The sequence below is a fragment of the Robiginitalea sp. SC105 genome, assembly GCF_014243345.1.
Taxonomy (GTDB): Bacteria; Bacteroidota; Bacteroidia; order Flavobacteriales; family Flavobacteriaceae; genus Robiginitalea.
On record NZ_JACLZF010000001.1, the window covers coordinates 111,257 to 132,299 of the forward strand.

The window sequence follows — 21,043 nt, forward strand, 5'->3', positions numbered from 1 at the left end:
GTTAAAACCCGCGCCATTTCCAGCTAAAATCACCCGAATAAAAAAGCCCCGGCGCTGTGCGCCGGGGCTTTAAATTTCCTGTCCGGATGATCAGTCGTTCAGGCGACTGGCCAGTTTATCTTTCTTGAAGTTGTTCAGCTTGAGGTCTTCCAGAACATTGATGGCCTCTTCCACATACACGTCTTTGGCCAGGTTCTGGTGCCAGCGGTCGCGCTTTTCACGAAGTACCGAATCCTGGGTAAAGAGCTCTTGCTCGTATTTCAACGAACTGAAGGTGAGTTTGGAATCGTAGTTCATCTTGTTTCGGAAATACTGGGACCGCTCCTTGTTCTCCTTTTCCCGGATGCGGTACTCCTCGTAGCTGAGCGGTACCCGGGTTTCGTCCTGTTGTTCTTTGAGCCAGCGGGCGTTTTCCTCGATCAGGGAAATTTGCGGATGGTCCTTCATGCGGGCACTTGAACGCGCAATGGTGGCCTCATAATCGATGTATCCGTCCCAGGGCTCGTAAACCGCCGGGCTGATCTTATCCCATTTCAGCGGATTTTGCTGATCGCGCTCGCCCAGGTCGATATAGCTGTAACGGTCCGGGACCACCACATCGCTCTTCACACCTTCCAACTGGGTGGAACCCCCGTTGATCCGGTAGAATTTCTGGGTGGTGAGCTTGATAGCCCCCAGGTCCCCATGTTCGTTGCTCCTGACAATATTTTCCAGGGGGATGACATTCTGCACCGTCCCTTTTCCGAAAGTCTGCTCGCTGCCAATGACCACGGCGCGTTTGTAATCCTGCATGGCCGCCGCGAGGATCTCCGAGGCGGAGGCAGACAATTCATTGACCAGGATGACCAGCGGGCCGTCCCACTGAATGCGCTCGTCCCGGTCTTCGTAGATTTCCTTGTCCCTGGCGGAGGAACGCACCTGAACCACAGGCCCGTCCTTGATGAAGAGCCCGGCCATCTCAACCACGGTCTTCAGGGACCCGCCCCCGTTGTCACGGAGGTCCAGCACCAGGCCTTCCACGCCTTCTTCCTTAAGCCTTTCGATCTCCCTGGCCACATCAGTTGCAGCATTGCGCTCGTTGTAGTCGTCGAAATCCACATAGAATTTCGGCAGGTTGATCAGACCGTATTTCCGGTCGTTCTTAATGACGGTCGAGGACTTGGCAAAGGATTCCTCCAGTTCCACCACATCCCGCACCAGTGTAATTTCTTCAACGGTGCCGTCTACCTTGCGCACGGTCAGCACCACTTCGGTCCCCTTGGGGCCCTTGATCAGCTTGATTGCATCGTCCAGGCGCATCCCCACGATATTCACCGGGGGTTCGTCCTTCTGGCCAACCTTCAGGATCTCATCCCCCACTTCGAGGCGCTGGTCCCTCCAGACCGGGCCTCCGGAAATGATCTCCACGATTTTGGCGCCTTCCGGTTTCTGCTGCAGGCGGGCACCGATACCTTCGAATTTTCCGGACATACTCACATCAAAGCGCTCCTTGTCTTCCGGGGCGAAGTAATAGGTGTGCGGGTCAAACTCATCCACGATGGTGTTCAGGTACTGTACAAACCAGTCCTTCCGTTCCAGCTCTTCCACAAAGTCAAAATACTCGTCCAGCATCTGCCGGGTCGATTCCCGGGCGGCCAGCTCCGCCTCGGCCGGGGTAAGGGGCTCCTCGGCTTCTTCTTCGCTATTGCTCAGGCTGATCTTGGAATCGTAGGTGCCGATGGCGGCGTATTTGAGTTGCTTCCTCCAGCGCTCGCGCAGTTCCTCGTCGGACGCGGCATACCCCTGTTTTTCGTAGTCGATCTCGATGGACTCGTCCACTGAGAAATCAAAGGGCTGATCCAGCAGTTGGCCGTACATATTGCGGGCGTCCTGCATACGTTCCATCAGGCGTCCGTACACCAGGTTGAAAAAGCTGATATCCGTATTCTTGATCTGGTCGTCGATCTGGAATTTGTACTGTTCAAATTCCTCCATATCCGATTGCAGGAAATAGCGTTTGGTGGGGTCGAGGACGTCTATAAAATCCTCATAGACGCTTACCGAGAAATCGTCATTGATATTTTTGGGTTCGTAGTGCCCCTTTTCCAGCACATAGGTAATCAGATCGAGGAGCAATTTGTCCTTGTCGTCGGATTCGAAAGATTTGTTGGTAAAGCTGCAGGAGGCCACAGCAATCAGGGGAACTAAGAAGGCAAGCAGAAAATTCCTTTTCATGTATGTCATTTTTAGCGGGGAAAATTGCGGATTAGCGCGCCAGTCCCCGTTAATTCGGTCATTGAACTCCCTAAGATACAGAAAAAACCATGCCAGTTTGGGTGGCTGCCGCTAATTTTTTGTTAATCCGGGATTTCGGAGTTCTATGTTTGAAAAACGTATTTTTGCGTGATAAAGTATAGTTATTGGGGAAACCCGTTGAAAACGGTCCCGCCACCCATCCATCAATAACGCGAACGCAACTGAAAACGCAATGGACAAACGCAAGGAAACAGCTATCGGCTTTATCGTGGGAATCATCGCCAACGCCATCGGGGTACTCCTGTATATCCTGCTTTTCTCTGACATGGGAATTGCGGATGCCTACCTGGCCGCGGTGGAACAGGGCCACGTGGGCAGCCTGCTGGCTCTGGGGGCCATCCTGAACCTCGCTGCGTTCTTTGGTTTCCTCCGCCTCCGAAGGGATTACCGGGCACGGGGGGTCCTCATGGCAACTGTAATCACGGCCCTGGTTATCCTCTACTACAAAATCTCCTGAGGTGAAATACTATATCATTGCCGGCGAAGCTTCCGGGGACCTGCACGGTTCCAACCTGATCCGTGCCCTGCGCAGGCAGGACCCCGGGGCGGATATCCGTTGCTGGGGGGGAGACCGCATGCAACAGGCCGGCGGTAAGCTGGTAAAGCACTACCGGGAAATGTCCTTTATGGGTTTCCTGGAAGTGGTGCGCCACCTGCCCGCGATTTTCCGGAACATCGCCTTCTGCAAGAAAGACATCGCCGCATTCAAACCCGACGCCCTTATCTTTATCGATTTTTCCGGCTTTAACCTGCGCATTGCCCGGTGGGCCAGGAAAAACGGGTACCACACCCATTACTATATCTCCCCGCAGGTATGGGCGTCCAGGGAAGGACGCGTCAAAAAAATCCGGCGGGATATCGACCACATGTACGTAATCCTGCCATTCGAAAAGGCGTTTTATGAAGAAAAGCACGGGGTGCCCGTTCATTTTGTGGGACACCCGCTGATCGATGCCATGGAGGGCCTGCCCGAAGCCGACCCAGAAGGCTTCAGGAACCGGAACCAACTGGATCCGGATTTACCCCTGATTGCCCTGCTCCCGGGCAGCCGCCCCCAGGAAATCGAAAAAATCCTGCCGGTGATGATGGCGGTGGTCCCGAAATTCCCGGACTACCAGTTTGTCATTGCCGGTGCCCCCAGCCTGGATGCCGACCGCTACCTCCCCCACCTGAATAATCCCAGGGTTTCCATCATATGGGACCAGACCTACCCCCTGCTGCAGAATGCCCGGGCAGCCCTGGTGACCAGCGGCACGGCCACCCTGGAGACCGCCCTGCTCAAGGTGCCCCAGGTGGTGTGTTACAAGGGGGGGTGGGTGTCCTACCAGATTGCCAGGCGCCTGATCCGCCTGGATTTTATTTCACTGGTCAACCTGATCATGGGTCGGGAAGTGGTGCCGGAACTCATTCAGGATCGGTTGAATCCCGAAGAAGTAATTGCAGCTTTAAGGCCGCTCCTCTCCGGCCCCGGCCGCGCCAGGCAGCTGGAAGCCTATGAGGAACTGAGGTCACGTTTGGGGGGCACAGGGGCCAGCTCTTCCGCTGCCGGACTGATCGTGAATTTCAGTAAACAGGGCTAATTTTATAGGGGATTGAACCGGTTTCCGGCAAGCATTCCGGGGTTTTCCATAATTTAGTAGCAGCAAACAGCGTTATTTCCGCATGAGGCAATTCATTTGCGCAGGCCTGACGGCCATTTTACTGGGTAGTTGCGGCGTGGTCAAAAAAAAGACCACTTATGCCGACGGCCCTCCAACCGTTTCGGTGGTTGCGACGGATTCCGTTGCAGCCTCCGTGGAAGGTGAAAATACCCCTGCGGGGGAAGGAGCCTATACGGATACCCCGGGACCAGAGGAAACCGTCCGGGCAGAGGCGGTAGTTCGAACGGCCCTGACCTATACAGGTACCCGTTATCGCTATGGAGGCACCACCCGCAAGGGCATGGATTGCTCGGGCCTGCTGTATGTGGCTTTCCAGGAACACGATTTCCCCATCCCGCGTGTATCCCGCGAAATGGCGGATGCGGGCAGGCGCGTACGGGTCCAGCAATTGCGGAAGGGCGACCTGCTTTTTTTCAAGACCACCCGGCGGGGCGGTAAAATCAACCATGTTGGAATGGTGGTGGAAGTCGCAGGTGACGATGTGAAATTCATCCATTCCACCACATCCAGGGGGGTGATTGTATCTTCCCTCCGGGAGGGCTTCTGGAATTATGCCTTTGTAAAGGCAACCCGGGTATTCTGACATGGCCCCCCGGCGCACCCCTTCGGTCTGGATGGCCCTGGGGATGTGCTCCGGTATTTCCACTGCTTTCCTTTTGCATCCTGACCCCGGGACCTATGCCATGGTGTTGGTCACCTCCCTGTTCCTGTTGGCCGTCTCCCTGTACCGGCTACCCGCCTCCCTGTGCCGGTTAACCGCCTCCCTTTTCCCCATACCCGCCGGAATCCACCGGAAGCGGCCCCTTTGGCCCCGTATGTTTATGGGTGCCGCCTTCCTGGCATTTTTTGCGTTTGGCGGATGGTCGGCCTCCCAGCGCCTTCCCACGAACCAGCCCCGGCATTACATCCATTTTCCCGCAGATACCAATACCTCCTGGCAGGTCCGCCTTTCGCAGCGGCTGCGGCCTACCCCCTACTCCCTCCGTTGGGTCGGCGTGGTGGAAAGAAGGCAGGGGGAACCTGCCCAGGGCAAAATCCTGGTGCAATTGCCCCCGGACACCCCGCAAAAAGGTTGGAAACCGGCCGATGTCCTGATCATCCGCGGGCAGGCCGAACCGTTTCCCGAACCCCTCAACCCCCACCAGTTCGACTATGGGCGCTATATGCGCTCCCTGGGAATTGCCGGGCGCATCCGCCCTGTCCATAATGGGGTCTTTCATTTTCCCTCCGGTGCCAGGGGGATCGCGGAACATGCGGGGAGGTTGCGGCACCGGGTACTGGGTCTACTCGAAAATACCCGGTTCGGGGCCGAAACCAACGGGATGCTGCAGGCACTCATCCTGGGGGAGCGTTCCGGGCTGGACCCGGGGCTCTACCGGGCCTACCAGGAAGCAGGGGCCGTACACCTGCTGGCGGTTTCCGGGTTGCATGTAGGGATCTTTGCCGGGCTGGCCGGTTGGCTATTCTGGCCCCTGCGCAGGCTCAAGCGGGGCAAATGGCTGCATTTCCTGGCCGGTTTGCTGCTGCTGTGGTGCTATGCCGCTCTGGCGGGATTCGGTCCCTCCGTGGTCAGGGCCTCGGTCATGTGCTCCTTCCTTTCCTATGCCGTACTGTTGAACCGACGGGGCGACAGCCTGCATTTCCTGGCGCTGGCCGCGCTGATCATGCTCGGGCTGCTGGACCCGCTTTGGTTGTTCCAGGCCGGATTCCAGATGAGCTTTGCCGCGGTCTGGGCCATCCTGTCCCTGTATCCGTTCTGTATCCGCAAGTGGCCCTTTAAGCGGGGTATCGGAAAGAAAATCGGCCAACTGCTATGCGTCAGCGGGTGTGCCCAACTCGGTGTCCTGCCGGTCAGCCTGTACTATTTCCACCAGTTCCCCCTCTTGTTCTGGGTATCCAACCTGTTGCTCGTCCCGCTCATGGGCATGGTGATCGCGTCGGGGTTTCTGCTGCTCCTGCTGGCGCTGACGGCATCCGTGCCGCCCTGGCTGCCAGGTCCTGCCGAGGCGTTCTTCGCCACCTTCAACCAGCTGGTGCACATCCTGGGCGGGCAGGGAAAGTTTCTCCTTACCGGTATTCCCTGGGACGGCATCCAACTGGCCGCCAGCCTGCTGGCACTGGCCGCATTTGGGAAATATACCGAAACCCTCCGGATCCGGTGGCTCGGCTATGCCGGGATCCTCCTGGTAGCCGTACAGGTACAGGACCTCCTGTCCACGCTTCAAAGCGCCCAAACACAGGAATGGCTCGTCCCCCACCGCTACGGGCAGAGCGCCCTGCTGATCCGGCAGGGCAGGGAATTAAGCCTCTGCACAACAACTGCCGGGGAATTTGAGGGCCTGGTCCGGGATTTTTCAACCGGGGAGCGAATCGGGAAAGTTTCCATAGCCCCCCTGTACCCGGCCTATGTCCTGGGGGGCAGGCGGTTTTTGCACATCGATGGCAGCGGGAATTACAACCCGGGGGGTGGTGCCCCGGCCTACCTGCTGCTGACGGGGTCGCCAAAAATCCATTTGGGCCGGGTACTGGACGAACTCAGGCCCGGGGTCGTCATCGCAGACGGCAGCAATTACAGCAGTTTTATCCGGCGTTGGGAAACCAGCTGCCGGGAGCGGGGCATCCCTTTCCACGACACGGCAGTGCAGGGCGCATACCGGTCGCCCATGGCCCGGTTGGCTAGTGTACGTTCCCCATCAGGCGCTTCATCAGGGGTGCCGTGACGAGCACGATGACCGCGGCACCCAGGGCATACTGGGCGATGAGTTCAAAACCCCCCGTATATGTATCCAGTGTCTGCAGGCCGCGTACGTCCGGGTCATCGCTTTCAATGGCGAGCTGTTTCCCGATAAAGCCCACCACCTGGAAGGCGAAGGCCGAGGAAAGGAACCACACCCCCATCATAAAAGCGACGATCCGTTTGGGCGACAGGTCGGTGATCTTGGATAGCCCCACCGGGGACATGAAAAGCTCCCCCACCGAAATCAGGAAGTACATGATCAGCAGGTAGGAGAACGGCACCATCCCGTTTTCATCCGCGCTGCCACCGCTCATCGCCAGGATATAGAAACTGATGCCGGCAAAGGCCAGCCCCAACCCGAACTTATAGGGGGTTCTGGGGTTGAGGTTCTTTTTGGAGAGCCAGGTAAACAACATGGATATGGGGATGGACAGGATGATGATCCACATGGAATTCAGCGCATTGGTCTGGGCTGCATCGATTACAGAGAGGTTGACGTTCCGGTCGGCAAAAAGGGTGATCACACTACCCGACAATTCGTGAAAACCCCAGAAGATGGTCATAAAAAGGGTAATAAGCACCGCCATAAACAACTTCTTCCGCTCATCGAGGGTAGCCTTGTACATGATGTAGCCCAGATAGCCCAGGATGAAAAAGGCAATCCCCTTGAAGATGATGTTTACGATATTCTGGTCCTCGAAGAAGCTGCCCGATTCACCAAGGGGCCTGTAGGAGGCCAGCAGCAGGGCCACCACGGGTGCGGAAAGGGCCGCGATCAGGGGTACCATCGTTTTCTGGGGGATCCCGGCCAGGCGCTTGTCAAGTACCTGCTGGCTGGGGGCCTTCCCCCGGTCCCCGAACACGTTCTTTTTGATCCCGCTCCAGAAGAAAATCAAACCCGTGAGCATCCCGATGCCGGCAAGGCCAAAACCGTAATGCCAGCCGAACTCCCGGCCCAGCCACCCGCAAAGCAGGGGGGCGACAAAGCCGCCGATGTTGATCCCCATGTAGAATATCACAAAACCCGAATCCTTGCGCGGATCCCCCTCCTTGTAGAGCGAGCCCACAAACGTGGAGATGTTTGGTTTGAAAAAGCCGTTGCCCACCACGATGAGCGCCAGGGCCAGGTAGAAGGCCACATTGTGTTCCACCGCCAGTACAAAATGGCCGATGGCCATGAGGATACCGCCCAGGAAAATGGACCGCCGCATCCCCAGGATGGTGTCGGAAACCCGCCCGCCGATCACCGTGGAGGCATATACCAGGGAACCGTAACTCGAATAAACAGCCGCCGCCGCATAGTCCCTTTCCACCAGGGCTTCAAAGATAACGTTGACCATGTACAGGGTGAGCAGCGCGCGCATCCCGTAAAAGCTGAAGCGTTCCCAGAGTTCTGCAAAAAAGAGATAAAAAAGGCCCTTTGGATGCCCAAAGAGCTGCTTTTCTTCCATGAATTCAGAGCGTGTTTCCATCGGTTGGTTGGGTTTGGTTATCAGTTGGTTTTTTTTACAGGTTCTCCAGGACAAACCGGGTCATCTTGGCATACAGGTGGAGCCTTGTGTTCCCCCCGTATATCCCGTGGTTTTTATCCGGGTAGATGGCCCATTCAAAGGGTTTGTTCGCCTGGACGAGCGCTTCGATCATGCGCATGGTATTCTGCACGTGTACATTGTCGTCGGCCGACCCGTGTACCAGCAGGTAATCCCCCTTTAACCGTTCCGCAAAGGACAGGGGGGAATTTTCGTCGTACCCGCCGGGGTTTTCCTGGGGGGTCTGCATGTAGCGCTCCGTATAGATGGTGTCGTAAAAGCGCCAGCTGGTGACCGGGGCCACCGCGATGGCCATTTCAAAGGTGTCGTTCCCCTTGAGGATGCAATTGGTGGACATAAAGCCGCCATAGCTCCATCCCCAGATACCGGTGCGTGCCGCATCGATATAGGGTCGCTCACTCAGCGCCCTGGCGGCGGCAATCTGGTCTTCCACCTCGTATTTCCCCAGTTCCTTCTGGGTGACCTTTTTAAAATCCCGGCCCTTGAGGCCCGTCCCCCGGCCATCCACACAGGCGATTATATACCCCTCGGAGGCGAGCATCTGATGCCAGTAGTCATTGCTGCCGTGCCAGCGGTTTGCCACCTGTTGGGAACCGGGTCCGCTGTACTGGAACATGAACAACGGGTACTGCTTCCCCGGGTCAAAATCGACCGGTTTGATCATGTACATGTTCAATTCGTTCCCGTTCACCTCCAGGGTGCTGAACTCCTTGGCGGCCATTTCGAACCCGGCCAGGCGGTCCAGGAGGGCCTGGTTGTTCCGGAGTTCCTTGATCGGCGTGCCGTCTGCTGCATCGTGCAGCGTATACCTTGGCGGGGTATCCACATTGCTGAAGGAATCGATAAAATAGCTGAAGTCCGCACTGAAAGTGGCCTGGTGCGTCCCGGCTCCCTGGCTGAGCCGGCGGGTGCCCCGGCCCCGGTCGGAGACGCTGTAGATATCCCTCAGGATGGAGCCCTCGGTGGTAGCCTGGTAATAGATGCGCCCCTTCCGGGCGTCATAGCCGTAATACGCAGTCACTTCCCACGGGCCGCTGGTCAGTTGCCGAAGCTGTGCCCCATCCCGGTCGTGGAGGTAGATATGGTTGAAGCCGTCCTTCTCGCTGGTCCAGATAAAGCGGTCGTCCGGGAGGAAGGTGAGGTTATCGGTCACGTCCACATAGGCGGCATCCACCTCCTCGAGCAATACGCTGCTCGCAAGGCTTCCCGCATCCACCTTATGCAGGACGAGGCGGTCCTGGTGGCGGTTCAGCGTCTGAACGCTCAGGTGGTCGGGATGGTTCATCCACTGGATCCTGGGGATGTAATAGGCTTCCCCCAGGTCGACCTCCCGGGTGGATCCGGAGGCGAGGTCGTGGATAAAGAGCGTAACCACCGAATTTGTTTCCCCGGCTTTGGGGTACTTGAATTGCTGGGGGCTCGGGTACAGGTCGCTGCCGTAGACATCCATGGAAAATTCCGGCACCTCCCGCTCGTCGAATCGGAGGAAGGCCAGCTTGTTGCCTTCGGCATTCCATTCAAAGGCCCGCACAAAGGCAAACTCCTCTTCGTAGACCCAATCGGTCACCCCGTTTATGATGGCGTTGCGCACCCCATCCGTGGTTATCTGTTGCAGGGCGCCCGAGCTGAGGTCCAGCACAAAGAGGTTGTTTTCATCCACAAAAGCCACTTTCCCGCCATCGGGGGAAAGGGTGGGTTCCTGAATCTTGCGGTCGGAAACCTGGGTAAGGCGCTGGCTGTCCAGGTCGTATACGTAATATACCCCCAAACGCGACCTCCGGTAGATGGGTTCCACCTGGGTGGCAATCAGCAGTTTCGATTCGTCCGCGCTAAAGGTATAAGAGGTGAAAAAGGGGATCCCCCGGGCAGAATCGGTCTTGAGGAGGGTGGCTACCTGCTGCTGGGTCCGGTATTCATACTTGTCGACCGAGGCTATCTGTCGCTGCCGGTCCGTATTCAGGACGGTATAGTGCTGCCCGTCCTGCATGGACCTCAGGGCTTCAAGGCCCTCGGTGCGGAATGTGCCCCCCCATATATCTTCCAGGGTGATTTTTTGCGTTTGGGCCAGCAAGGCAGGGGCCGATAATATCCAGAGCAGGATCAGCCCGTTTCGGAATTTCATAGGATCGGGAAAAGGGTTACAAACTTTCAAGTTTATGAATATTTTGCCAGAAAGCGCAACAATAGGCCCAAATTCTTACCCTGTCCCCGGGGCCTCAAAAGCGCCGCAACTTTTGGGGTGATTCCGTATCTTTAGCCCCAGAACCCCAAGTAAATGTCCGATCCCGTCCAAGGATTCTCCCGGTTTACCAAAGAAGAAAAAATCCAGTGGATTGCGCGCCGCTACACGGCCCATCCCCAACAAACCGAGGAGCTCCTAAAAAAATACTGGAACGCCGACGATCAGCTACAGCGGCTCCACGATGAATTCATAGAAAATACCATCAGCAACTTCTACCTTCCCCTGGGGGTTGCCCCCAATTTCAACATCAACGGTGACCTGTATGCCATCCCGATGGCCATTGAGGAAAGTTCCGTGGTTGCCGCGGCCAGCAAGGCCGCCAAATTCTGGGGTAGCCGGGGCGGTTTTCGCACCCGGGTCCTCGGGACGCGAAAGGTAGGCCAGGTGCACTTCCGGTTCCCGGGCGACCCCGGGACACTCAAGGCCTTCGTCGAGGCGGCCATGCCCGCCATTATGCAGGATTCCGAGGGACTCACGAGGAACATGGAGCGGCGCGGGGGCGGGATCAGTTCCATTACCCTCCGGGACAAACGCAACGCACTCCCGGGATACTACCAGTTGCATTGCGAGTTTGAGACCCGGGATGCGATGGGGGCCAATTTTATCAATTCCTGCCTGGAGCAGTTTGCAGCCACCCTGGTGGCAGAAGCCCGAACATACCCCGCTTTCAGGGATATGGACCAACCGATCGAGGTGCTGATGAGCATCCTCTCCAACTATGTCCCCGACTGCCTGGTCCGTGCCGAAGTGAGGTGCCCGGTGGCCGACCTGGACCAGGATTTCGGGATGGACGGGAAGACGTTCGCCAAGCGGATGGTGCAGGCGGTACAAATTGCCGAAGCGGAGCCCTTCCGCGCCGTCACCCACAACAAGGGCATCATGAACGGCATCGATGCGGTGGTGATTGCCACGGGCAACGATTTCCGGGCAGTTGAAGCCGGAGTGCATGCCTATGCTGCCCGCAGCGGCACCTACCGGAGCCTGAGCCATGCGGAAATCTCTGAGGGGGAATTCCGGTTTTCCCTGGAGGTCCCCCTTGCACTGGGCACGGTCGGCGGGCTGACACAGCTCCACCCCCTGGTCAAAATGGCCCTGGAGATCCTTGGGAACCCCTCCGCACCCAAACTAATGGAGATTACGGCTGCCGCGGGGCTTGCACAGAATTTCGGGGCACTGAGTTCCCTGGTTACTGTCGGGATACAGCGCGGCCACATGAAGATGCACCTGTTGAATATCCTGAACCAGCAGGGTGCGAGCCAGCAGGAAAAGGAATACCTGATCGATTATTTCCGTACCCATACGGTGAGCCACAGCGAGGTAATGGAGCAATTGAACCTATTGCGGAACCCCGGATGAAAACCGAATTTTTTGCGCATGGCAAATTGTTGCTGTCCGGCGAATATGCCGTGTTGGACGGCGCCCTCGCCCTGGCACTGCCAACACGCCCCGGGCAGCACCTCAGGGCAGAAACCGGGAGTGGCGCGGAGCTTCACTGGACCAGCCTGGAAGCCGATGGCAGCATCTGGCTGGAGGCCCGCTTCGGCCCCGGGGAACTGGACGCCCCTTTAGAAAGCCGCAGATTCCCGGCAGCACCAAAGCAACGCCTGTTGTACCTCCTGCAGGCTGCAGTCCGGCTACATCCCGGTTTCCGGGATCGGATTTCGGGTACCCGGGTGGAGACCCGGCTGGACTTCCCCAAAAACTGGGGCCTGGGGACTTCCTCTACCCTGGTGGCCAACCTGGCTGCCTGGAGCGGTGCGGACCCCTATGAACTCCTTGCCCTTACCTTTGGCGGCAGCGGGTATGACCTGGCCTGTGCCCGTGCCGGGGGCCCCATTTTTTACCAAAAGCGCAATAACGGGCAACCGCTCGTGGAACCTGTGGATTTCCGTCCCCCGTTTACGGATTCCCTCCACCTTATTTACCTGAACGAGAAACAGGACAGCCGGGAAGGGATCCGTCGGTACCTCAGCCTGGGAAAACCTTCGCCTGCCGCCTTAGAGGAGGTATCCGATCTCAGCCGGGCCCTGGCGGCCGCAGCAGACCTGCCAACCTTCCGGGAAATCCTCGAACGGCACGAGGCCCTGGTATCCTCCTGGCTGGGGATGCCCCCGGTAAAGCATCGGTTGTTCCCCGATTACCCCGGGAGCATCAAGAGCCTGGGGGCCTGGGGAGGGGATTTTGTACTGGCCGCCGGCCAACCCGGGGACGCTGCATATTTCCGGGAAAAAGGCTACGCCACCTGCCTCAGCCTCCGGGAACTGGTACTGCCGTAAGTAACCCCACAAAAAAAATCCCGCAGCTGCCAGGCAGTGCGGGACCTTTTGATTTTCTGCTACCGCATCAATAATAGATGGCGCGGTTATCCTCGATTTCCGCCTTTTCGCGAAGGGCCTGGTAAACCTCCCCGCTGACCCTCGGGCCCAGGCTGCTGCGCAGCGTCTTGGCGTAGGGCGCATAATTGTCCAGGGCTGGCGCCTCGGTTTTGGAGGTCACTTCGAGTTTGAACACCCCGGTCTCGCCTTCGATCAGGTCGGAGGTGCTTCCCTGGTCCATAACCGCGGCAGTACCAACTACCAGGGGTTCCCGGCCAGCACCCGGGATGGTCGGCGATTTGATGTTCAGGGCCGTAGCCGTGGAGACGGCCACCCCGTTGGAGGAGGCGATCTCGTCAATGGATTTACCCTGGTTGGCCGCGGTGATGATTTCGGCTTTACGCTTCCGGCGCAATTCCGGCAGCACACGTACGGAAGCGTCTTCGACAGCCATGGTCCCGGCCCTGTAAGTACCGGTAAGCTGTGCGATGGCGTAGCCGTTGGCGAGGTCAAACCGGCGGATGTCCCCGATTTCGGTATCCCCGTTGAAGGCCCACTGCACGATACGCCGCTGGGCCCCGAGTCCCGGGAGGTTTTCATCCATTGCCCCTATTTTATTTACCGGGCGTACGGTATATCCCTTTTCCTCGGCGATGGTGCGGAAAGTCTCCGGGCTTTCGGTGACCGCCATTTCCAGGCTGGTTGCCTCGGTAAACAGGGTGTTGACCGTTTCATCGGAGGGTTCGATGGTGCGGGACAGGGTCGCCAGGCGCACCACGTCCCGTTTGTCGTCGACTTTCACGACATGGAAGCCGAATTCGGTTTCGACCAGCCCGATGGTACCCACCGGGTTCTCAAAGGCAAAATCGTTGAAGGCCTCGGTCATCACCCCTTCCTGGAAGTAGCCCAGGTCCCCGCCGTTGGGCGCGGAGGGTCCGTCCGAATTTTCCCTGGCCAGCTGGGCAAACTGCGCATCCGCCTTGCGGGCTTCGGCAAGCAGTTCTTCCGCCTTTTCCCGGGCCTCTTCCTGAGTCCTTGTAATGGATGGGTTGGCGCGCTCGGCCCCCTGGTAGGTGATCAGTATGTGGCTCGTTTTCACCGAACCGTTGGGTTTGCGGTCCATCATCCGGCTTACCTTGAAGTTGTTGCCGTCGCGGTAGGGCCCGAAAACCTCCCCGACCTCAAGGGCCATCAGGGTATCTGCCCATTGGGCGGGCAACTCGGCTTTCGCCTTGTAGAGGGTATCGTATTTGGTATCGGAATTCCGGTCCAGGAAGGCCATCATGTCATTGGTGTTCCGGAAGCCCGGGGTAACCACCGTGGAATCCAGTTCCTGCCGGTATTCCATTTCGTCTTCGAGCAGGGCTTTGAGGGATGCCTCGATTGCCGCCTCATCGGCAGCAGAAGCCTTTTCCTCAAAGTATACATAGCGGATGTCGCGGGCCGCCTCCTGCTTGAACTCCTTGGGGTGTTCCTTGATGTAGGCGGCGATTTCCTCCTTGGAAATCGATACGGTGCTGTCCGGGACCGAGGTATAGGGTACCCGGACGTACCGGATATCCACCTTGTCGTTGGCCAGGCGGTAGTCCATCTCGCCTTCATTCAGCGTGGCGCCCACCCCGGCGCGGACCAGGTCAAAATAGGTCTGTTCCTTGGCGGCCTGTATCAGTGCCGCTTCGCTTTGCAGCCACAACTGGTATTGCTGGGGCTGGTTGACGCGCAGCTCGGCGATAAAATTCCGGAAGGCATCCTCGTCGAAATTTCCATTGGCATCCTGGAATTGCGGGTTCTGGGTGAAGTTCGGGTTATTGCGGATCAGGTCCATGATCTGGTCCTGCTGGATTTCGATACCTAGTTTCTCGAATTCCTGGCTGAGGATGGTGGTCCGCACCGTCTGGTCCCAGATGGAGTTCACGATCTGGGTGGAGGTCGCCTGGGGCCCGAAACTGCCTTCGGCCGCTTCCATCCTGGCCCGGAAGTCATCGATGGAAATCGGTTCCCCGTTGATCTCGCCAACGGCCGAACCCACTTTGTCGGATCCGAATCCGCCCCTTGTCAGGACATCCGAAACCACAAAGGCAAAAAGCGCCATCCCGATGATCAGGATAAGGACGGTGGTCCGCTTACGTATCTTCTCTAAAATCGCCATGCTAAGGATTGTTTAAATCAGTGGGCGAAATTACCATTTTCCAACCAATAATAAAAGGGAAAATAACCGGCTTCGGGAAAGGCCTTATCCACCCTCCTGTACCTCCAGGGTCACCAGGTCGATCTTGTTGTTGGAGACCTCCAGGATACGGAACAAAAAGCGGCCCAGGCGGATCTCGGTATCCTTCTTGGGGATCTCCCCGGTTTCGTTGAGGATCATCCCGCCCAGGGTGCCGTATTCGTCGCTTTCGGGCAGTTCCAGCCGGTATTGCTCGTTCAGGTATCCCACCTCCAGGCGGGCCGAAAACTTATAGGTATCCTCCCCGGTCTTCTCCTCGAACAGGTCCGTGGAATCGTGTTCATCCTCGATTTCACCGAACAGCTCCTCAATGATATCCTCCACGGTGAGGATGCCAGAGGTGCCCCCGTATTCGTCCAGCACCACCGCGATACTCTTGCGCTTCTTGGTCAGGATGTTCAGGATGTTCTGGATGAGCATGGTTTCCGGGACGAATTCCACCGGGAGCAGGATGCTCTTGATGGTCTTGGGTTTTTTGAAGAGTTCGTAGGAATGGATATACCCGATGATGTTGTCGATGGTATCCTTGAATACAAGTATCTTGGAATAGCCGGTCTCCGTGAAGAGCCTGGTGAGGTTGCGGGGGGTTTCATGCAGTTCCACCGCCGTGATCTCGGTGCGGGGCACCATCACCTCCCGGGCCTTTACCTCTGAGAATTCAAGGGCATTCTGGAAGATCTGGATTTCCGAATCCACCTCATCCTCCTCCTCCACGGTTTCCATTTGTTCGGTGATATAGTCTCCAAGTTCGAGCTTGGTAAAGGAGAGTTGCACCTCGTCCCCGTCCGAGCGGAAAAGCGTCTTGAGGATAACGTCCGAGATAAACATCACCCCTTCCGACAGGAGCCAGAAAAGGATATAGAAAAAATAGGCGGGAAGTGCCAGGAGCTTTAGCAGGGAATTGGAGTAGATCTGGAAGAGCACCTTGGGCAGGAACTCGGCGGTAAAGAGAATGATCAGGGTGGAGATCACCGTTTGGGTCACCAGGGAAAAATCGGTCAGCAGGGCCTGCAGAAAAGGGTTCTCAAGGGGCAATAGACGCCCGAACCACCCCATGAGCAGGTCCCCCATATAATAGGCATACACCACCAGGGCAATGTTGTTGCCTATGAGCATGGTGGTGATAAACTTGGAGGGTTTGGCCGTCAGGCGGGAGAGGACACCCGCAAGCAGCCCCTGTTGCTTCTTCTCGATTTCGATGTGGATCCGGTTGGCCGACACGAAGGCGATCTCCATCCCTGAAAAAAAGGCCGAACAAACCAGCGAAATAACAATGATGGCTACCATACCTGCCCGGGTCCTTTAGGAGTTTTCCTCTTCCCGTCGCTTCTCAAAGCGCTTGCGGTACCGGCGCCTGAAGAAAAACATCCCCAGGGAAACCGCGGCGAAGAAAATAAAGAGGTAGCTCCGCTGCCTGTCCACGTTCCAGAATTGCGTCAACTCATATATGGAGATGATCGCAATGACCAGGTAGATGTATTCGGTGTATTTGAGGATTTTAATCATGATGGGTCTTCTTCTTCCTCCGGGACCTCCATTTGGCCGCCGGTCTGGTGTGCATTAAAATAAGTAAAATCCCGGTTAAAGTCCATCCCCGTTCCATTCAGCAGGGTGCCTTCCTCCGGGTTGGTAAGCGTAAACCGGCCTTCCGTGAAAATCCAGTCGTTATTCCGGTCCCAGAAGAGCTGGTCCGCGACCAGCCGCTTCCCGTCGTGGGTTTCCAGCACCACATGCCCCTGAAGGTCATAGATGTTCGTCTGGGCGTAAATGATGGCATAATCGGCCTCGATGGTGCTCAAACGCCCCTGGTCGTCGAAATACTCCACCCGCAACCCGTCGGGGAAGGTCCGGTACTGGAACTCCAGGTTGGTAAAATCCTCGCTCAGGGGGCTCCGAAGCACCGCGATGACGCGGGTATCGCTGGAATCCTCGCTGGAGAGGTCCTGGCGGGTCTCCGTATAGGTAAGGGAAAAATCCCGGGAGACCCCCTGAGGATAGATCGGGTCCGCCGCTTCGTTCCCGACCCGCTTATAGCGGTCTTCACAGGCTAAAATGCACATTGCCACGGCAAAAGCCATGGCAATGAGCGCTAAACCGGGTATGTTCGGTTTCATAGGTTCTTAGAGGTTCGGCACCGTCACGCTGCCGCCCACCCAGCAGGAGAAAGACACGGTCTTTCCGGCCATCCCGGATTGGAATATATCCGTTTTGGATGGGGCCTTCGCTGCGTAGCTGGCTGCAGCCTGGTTGGCCGTAGCGCTCACAGCAGGATCTACCCGGGCCGCCTGGCGAGCCAGGTCCGCAGCCTTCCAGTAGATGGCGCGCTTCTCAAAAGTGGTGCTGCCGCAGTCATTGGCGCTGGAGGCATACAGATTGGCGATGAGCAGGTAGGCCTTGCCGTTGGAGGCAAAGGCATTGATTGCCTTCTGCGCGTAGCTCCTGGCCTGGGACTTGCTGAATTTCCGGGCAATGGTAGCCGATTTGTAGAGGATATCCGACTTCTTGCGGGCATCCGTTTCCAGGCTGGCTGCCTTGTCGAAGTCTGCTATCGCCCCCTGGTTATCGCCGTCCTTGGCCTTTAGGGTACCTCCATAGAGATAGGCGCTTGCCGAGGGTTCCAGGGCGAGTTGGGCTTCGAAAAGCTTGCGGAAAAGCGGGTCGTCCGTACATTCCTTGGAGAACATGCGGCCCACGGCGCGTTTTACCCAGGTAATGTCCCCTTTCTTCTCTGCAAAATTCTTTTCGTACAGCGGGATCAGGTTGGCGCAATCCGCCAGGCTACCCAGTTTGGAGTCGATGCTGCCGGAGATTTTCCCGTAGTTCTCGGAGTAGCTGTTGTAGGCCCGCAGCTGCTGCTTCTCCTTGGAAGTCAGCGTTCCGAGGGAATCTTTGGGCAGGAGCTTGTTGATCTGCACCAGGTACTTTTCGTTTTCCTCCTCAATCTTTTCGGTGACGTTGTCGTACACGTCGAATACTTCCTGCAGGTCCTTTTTACCGGCATTGTGCAGGTCTACCAGGGAAGAGAAATACAGGTAGAGGGCCTTCGGGTTGTCAAAATTTGCCCGGTCCTTCTCAAAGGCCTGGGAAAGCATGCTGTAGAGCTGTTCATCCGTCGCCTTTTTATAGTCGTAAAGGCGGGAGGCCTTGTCGCTGGCTACCTGGGCTGCCGAGTAATTGCTGGGGAAATACTCCATGCTCTTGTCATACAGCGTCATCAGGTCCTTGATATACGCTTCTTTTTCGGCCCCGGAAGCATTCTCTATTTTATAGTCCAGGATGCGTTCCCCGTAGGAGAAATTAGCCTTGTTGATCCCCGGGCAATTTTCATATACCATTTTCCAGGGGGTGTAAGCTGCCTCATAATTCTTTACCTTGACATGCTCGGCATAAATGGAGAGATTGGTCATACATTCGGGATTCTGGGCTTGTCCGAAAACCATTGAGAAAGCCCCGAAAACCGCAATGATCATCAAGTAAAAATCCTTTTTCATCTTATTTGTCATTTATTAGAGGGGTGGTAAAATACTAATTTTTTATCAATTAATTCGCCTCTTCTGGAACCATCTGTTGGTAAAGGAAAGGCCCAAACTCACTTTGAAGTAGCTTTCCCTCACTAAGCCATTCATCGTGGTGCCCCTCCTTCCGAGTTCGAATCCGAGGTTCAGGTTTGAAAATTCATTTTCCATTCCCAGCGGTACTCCTAGTCCAAATGTTATGCCAAAGTTTTCAAGCGGCTTGTTATTTATGACATAACCCGTGTTATCCAGACGCAGGCCGGCCCGGTAGGTAACCCGGCTGAAGTAGGAATCGATTGAGGTGTAATCGGGGATGTAGAACCCGCCCAGAGCCATGCTGCTCCCGTTTTCATACACCACGTTGTCCCCTTCCAGGAAGTCATTCTGGAAATCGCTGAATTGCTGCAGACTGTACTCCCCGCCCACAAACCAGTGCTTATCCTCCCCGTAACCCAGGCCGAGGGAATACGTGGTAGGTACCTTGATTTCGGTAAAGCGCAGGAAATCCCGGTCCAGGTTTACATCGATCCCTTCGATTTCCACCCCGGTTAGCGGTACAAAAGAGGCGATGCGCCGGTTGTTGGAGGAAACCAGGTTGGTCTGGGTGTTGATGCGGAGGGAAGTAAACAGCGTATGCTTGCTGCTCACCATGGGTTCGTAGGTGAGGGCATAGTTAAAGTCGAACCCGCTGATGTCCGACGTCCGCCGGTCCAGTGTACCGTAGGCAATCCCCTCATTTACCTGTACCCTTGAGGTCTCTACCCGGCCAAAATGGAAATTCATGGTGGCCCCGACATACAGCCTGGGAAGGATCTGGAACCCGGCGGATACAAAAGCCTGGTTGACCCCGCCTTCGCCCCTGTACTGGTTGGCGATGGAATTCCCCTCGGCATTGGTACGAAGGTCCTCCAGTTCATAGCCAACGGAACTGTAAGGCTTGATACCGAGGGCCAGACCCGCCTTCTGGGCGATCAGCGGAAACGCCAGACCGAGGTACTCAAAATTGGAGACAGATGGGCGCTGTTGCTGGTTGTAGGTCTCCAGCCGGATTTCTGTATGGGTAAACCCCGCGGCGTAGGCGGTGAGGCCCAGCTTCCCAAGGGATGCCGGGTTGTTGAGCTGCAGGTGGATACTGTCCGTATACACGCCCAGCCCCCCCATCATCTGGGTTTCGATGCTGTTAACAGACCGGAAATCGCCGATGCCCAGAGAAGAATAAGGAGAAAGCGTGCCGTTTTGAGCGGACACTGAATACATCGCAATACTCACTATTGCGAGAACCAATCGTTTTACCATCTAACTTTTGTTGTATTCCAGCAGCTGGTTTAAGCCCTCCAGGAGAAAATTAGGAAGGGCAAATATGGTATTTTTTAACCGGTTAGACAAAAATTGGGCATCACCCCCTGTTAAAATAACTGTTAAATCTGAATATCTGGATTTATATTGATCGATCGCCCCGTCCAGCTCAAAAAGGAGGCCGTTGACCACCCCGCTGTGCATGCTGCTCCGGGTGGCGTTCCCGATAAGGTCCAGGGGCTCTTCCGGCTCCAGCATGGGAAGGCGCGCCGTAAACTCATTGAGGGCCCGGTAACGCATACGGAGACCTGGCGATATCGCCCCCCCGAGGTATTCCCCGTAGTCGTTTACAAAATCAAAGGTAATGCAGCTCCCCGCGTCGATCACAAGGCAATTCTCCTTGTGGTATCTGTAAAATGCCGCAGTGGCGAGTGCCATGCGGTCGGCCCCCAGGGTCTGGGTGGTGGCATAGGAGTTCCGGTACGGCAACCGCGTCTGCCCGGAAACCACATGCACCCTGCAAAAAACCGTGAGCGCATCCCGGTAGCACTTTTCCAGGCGACCCACCGAGGCCAGGATCGCATTGTCGATGGCCGGGTACCGGCTGAAAACCGATTTCACATGCCCTGTAAAATCCTCCTCGGCCGTGGATTCCACGTGCAACAGGCGACCCTCGCTGAAGACCCCCAGCTTGATTTGCGTATTCCCTGCGTCGATGACCAGATTCATACTTCAAAGATCGGAAATTGAAAAAAAACACCCTCCTTTTTTTCCGAATTTGTTGGTTATTCCCGGATTTGAAATTATATTTGCCCCCGCCTTTACAGGGTCCTCCGCGACCCCGTCCGAGGCAAGCTGAAATCCCGGTACCTTAGCTCAGTTGGTAGAGCAACGGACTGAAAATCCGTGTGTCCCTGGTTCGATTCCTGGAGGTACCACTTAAAGCGCAAAAACCCGCTCCGAATGGAGCGGGTTTTTTGTTTCCGGGACGCGTCGAAAGCTTGCTTTCGCAAGCGGACAGGGAACAAAAAACACCCGCTGGCTCGCCAGCGGAGGGTTTTTGCATTTTCAGGCGGGGGACCAAAGGAACAACGAGCGCAGCGAAGTTAGTCCTGGCACCCAGTAAAACTGGTGGACCAAGGGAACACCGACTGAAAGGAGGTATCTCCTGGCACCCGGTGAGGCGGGGGACCAAAGGAACAACG

At 56.6% G+C, this 21,043-nt stretch carries 16 protein-coding genes and 1 tRNA gene; 7 read left to right on the forward strand and 10 right to left on the reverse strand.

All coding sequences use genetic code 11. The features are described from left to right. Positions 1–90: 90 nt before the first annotated feature. Positions 91–2,214 carry a carboxy terminal-processing peptidase gene (locus H7F20_RS00485; RefSeq protein ID WP_185784187.1) on the reverse strand — a complete coding sequence of 708 codons (2,124 nt, stop codon included), beginning with the start codon at positions 2,212–2,214 and terminating at the stop codon, positions 91–93. 253 nt (positions 2,215–2,467) lie between these two features. Here H7F20_RS00485 and H7F20_RS00490 point away from each other — a divergent pair, with 253 nt between their 5' ends. The 4 genes from H7F20_RS00490 to H7F20_RS00505 all read left to right on the forward strand — a co-directional run bounded on the left by H7F20_RS00490 (position 2,468) and on the right by H7F20_RS00505 (position 6,676). Next, on the forward strand, positions 2,468–2,752 hold the full coding sequence (locus tag H7F20_RS00490; protein ID WP_185784188.1) for a hypothetical protein: 285 nt from the start codon (positions 2,468–2,470) through the stop codon (positions 2,750–2,752). Between the two features lies 1 nt (position 2,753). Further along, entirely contained in the window at positions 2,754–3,875 is a 1,122-nt protein-coding gene (gene lpxB, locus H7F20_RS00495) for a lipid-A-disaccharide synthase (RefSeq protein ID WP_185784189.1), read from the forward strand. A gap of 82 nt (positions 3,876–3,957) precedes the next feature. Beyond that, positions 3,958–4,539, forward strand: a complete 582-nt coding sequence (locus H7F20_RS00500; RefSeq protein WP_185784190.1) for a C40 family peptidase — start codon at positions 3,958–3,960, stop codon at positions 4,537–4,539. Position 4,540: 1 nt separating this feature from the next. Further along, on the forward strand, positions 4,541–6,676 hold the full coding sequence (locus tag H7F20_RS00505; protein ID WP_185784191.1) for a ComEC/Rec2 family competence protein: 2,136 nt from the start codon (positions 4,541–4,543) through the stop codon (positions 6,674–6,676). Here H7F20_RS00505 and H7F20_RS00510 read toward each other — a convergent pair. Then, a complete protein-coding gene (locus H7F20_RS00510; protein WP_185784192.1) occupies positions 6,633–8,165 on the reverse strand; it encodes a peptide MFS transporter in 1,533 nt (510 codons plus the stop codon). The genes H7F20_RS00505 and H7F20_RS00510 overlap by 44 nt on opposite strands. A 34-nt stretch (positions 8,166–8,199) precedes the next feature. After that, entirely contained in the window at positions 8,200–10,365 is a 2,166-nt protein-coding gene (locus H7F20_RS00515) for a S9 family peptidase (protein ID WP_185784193.1), read from the reverse strand. A gap of 153 nt (positions 10,366–10,518) precedes the next feature. On the opposite strand from H7F20_RS00515, the gene H7F20_RS00520 reads away from it, so the two are divergent. Together H7F20_RS00520 and H7F20_RS00525 are read left to right on the forward strand one after the other, a co-directional pair. After that, a complete protein-coding gene (locus H7F20_RS00520; protein WP_185784194.1) occupies positions 10,519–11,841 on the forward strand; it encodes a hydroxymethylglutaryl-CoA reductase, degradative in 1,323 nt (440 codons plus the stop codon). Further along, on the forward strand, positions 11,838–12,761 hold the full coding sequence (locus H7F20_RS00525) for a GYDIA family GHMP kinase (protein ID WP_185784195.1): 924 nt from the start codon (positions 11,838–11,840) through the stop codon (positions 12,759–12,761). The genes H7F20_RS00520 and H7F20_RS00525 overlap by 4 nt, the downstream gene beginning before the upstream one ends. Positions 12,762–12,828: 67 nt before the next feature. Here H7F20_RS00525 and H7F20_RS00530 read toward each other — a convergent pair whose 3' ends face one another. The 7 genes from H7F20_RS00530 to H7F20_RS00560 form a co-directional block, all read right to left on the reverse strand. Then, a complete protein-coding gene (locus tag H7F20_RS00530; RefSeq protein WP_185784196.1) occupies positions 12,829–14,949 on the reverse strand; it encodes a peptidylprolyl isomerase in 2,121 nt (706 codons plus the stop codon). An 84-nt stretch (positions 14,950–15,033) separates the two neighbouring features. Next, positions 15,034–16,314 (reverse strand): hemolysin family protein, encoded by a 1,281-nt coding sequence (locus tag H7F20_RS00535; RefSeq protein WP_185784197.1) that lies wholly within the window; start codon positions 16,312–16,314, stop codon positions 15,034–15,036. Positions 16,315–16,329: 15 nt separating this feature from the next. Then, positions 16,330–16,533, reverse strand: a complete 204-nt coding sequence (locus tag H7F20_RS00540) for a hypothetical protein (RefSeq protein ID WP_185784198.1) — start codon at positions 16,531–16,533, stop codon at positions 16,330–16,332. Next, a complete protein-coding gene (gene lptC / locus H7F20_RS00545; protein ID WP_185784199.1) occupies positions 16,530–17,141 on the reverse strand; it encodes an LPS export ABC transporter periplasmic protein LptC in 612 nt (203 codons plus the stop codon). Before lptC ends, H7F20_RS00540 begins: the two co-directional genes overlap by 4 nt. A 6-nt stretch (positions 17,142–17,147) precedes the next feature. Beyond that, a complete protein-coding gene (locus H7F20_RS00550; protein WP_185784200.1) occupies positions 17,148–18,518 on the reverse strand; it encodes a M48 family metallopeptidase in 1,371 nt (456 codons plus the stop codon). A gap of 45 nt (positions 18,519–18,563) precedes the next feature. Then, on the reverse strand, positions 18,564–19,799 hold the full coding sequence (locus tag H7F20_RS00555) for a hypothetical protein (protein WP_255443936.1): 1,236 nt from the start codon (positions 19,797–19,799) through the stop codon (positions 18,564–18,566). A gap of 39 nt (positions 19,800–19,838) precedes the next feature. Further along, positions 19,839–20,567, reverse strand: a complete 729-nt coding sequence (locus tag H7F20_RS00560; RefSeq protein ID WP_185784202.1) for a type III pantothenate kinase — start codon at positions 20,565–20,567, stop codon at positions 19,839–19,841. 136 nt (positions 20,568–20,703) lie between these two features. On the opposite strand from H7F20_RS00560, the gene H7F20_RS00565 reads away from it, so the two are divergent. Beyond that, positions 20,704–20,776 (forward strand) — tRNA-Phe (locus tag H7F20_RS00565). The last annotated feature ends 267 nt before the right edge of the window (positions 20,777–21,043 follow it).

What these genes read in the sequence shown, in the direction of transcription:
- H7F20_RS00485 (WP_185784187.1), bottom strand. Translation starts at nt 2,214, where the DNA reads ATGAAAAGGAATTTTCTGCTTGCCTTCTTAGTTCCCCTGATTGCTGTG.
- H7F20_RS00490 (WP_185784188.1), top strand. Translation starts at nt 2,468, where the DNA reads ATGGACAAACGCAAGGAAACAGCTATCGGCTTTATCGTGGGAATCATC.
- H7F20_RS00500 (WP_185784190.1), top strand. Translation starts at nt 3,958, where the DNA reads ATGAGGCAATTCATTTGCGCAGGCCTGACGGCCATTTTACTGGGTAGT.
- H7F20_RS00505 (WP_185784191.1), top strand. Translation starts at nt 4,541, where the DNA reads ATGGCCCCCCGGCGCACCCCTTCGGTCTGGATGGCCCTGGGGATGTGC.
- H7F20_RS00510 (WP_185784192.1), bottom strand. Translation starts at nt 8,165, where the DNA reads ATGGAAACACGCTCTGAATTCATGGAAGAAAAGCAGCTCTTTGGGCAT.
- H7F20_RS00515 (WP_185784193.1), bottom strand. Translation starts at nt 10,365, where the DNA reads ATGAAATTCCGAAACGGGCTGATCCTGCTCTGGATATTATCGGCCCCT.
- H7F20_RS00520 (WP_185784194.1), top strand. Translation starts at nt 10,519, where the DNA reads ATGTCCGATCCCGTCCAAGGATTCTCCCGGTTTACCAAAGAAGAAAAA.
- H7F20_RS00525 (WP_185784195.1), top strand. Translation starts at nt 11,838, where the DNA reads ATGAAAACCGAATTTTTTGCGCATGGCAAATTGTTGCTGTCCGGCGAA.
- H7F20_RS00530 (WP_185784196.1), bottom strand. Translation starts at nt 14,949, where the DNA reads ATGGCGATTTTAGAGAAGATACGTAAGCGGACCACCGTCCTTATCCTG.
- H7F20_RS00535 (WP_185784197.1), bottom strand. Translation starts at nt 16,314, where the DNA reads ATGGTAGCCATCATTGTTATTTCGCTGGTTTGTTCGGCCTTTTTTTCA.
- H7F20_RS00540 (WP_185784198.1), bottom strand. Translation starts at nt 16,533, where the DNA reads ATGATTAAAATCCTCAAATACACCGAATACATCTACCTGGTCATTGCG.
- lptC (WP_185784199.1), bottom strand. Translation starts at nt 17,141, where the DNA reads ATGAAACCGAACATACCCGGTTTAGCGCTCATTGCCATGGCTTTTGCC.
- H7F20_RS00550 (WP_185784200.1), bottom strand. Translation starts at nt 18,518, where the DNA reads ATGAAAAAGGATTTTTACTTGATGATCATTGCGGTTTTCGGGGCTTTC.
- H7F20_RS00555 (WP_255443936.1), bottom strand. Translation starts at nt 19,799, where the DNA reads ATGTATTCAGTGTCCGCTCAAAACGGCACGCTTTCTCCTTATTCTTCT.
- H7F20_RS00560 (WP_185784202.1), bottom strand. Translation starts at nt 20,567, where the DNA reads ATGAATCTGGTCATCGACGCAGGGAATACGCAAATCAAGCTGGGGGTC.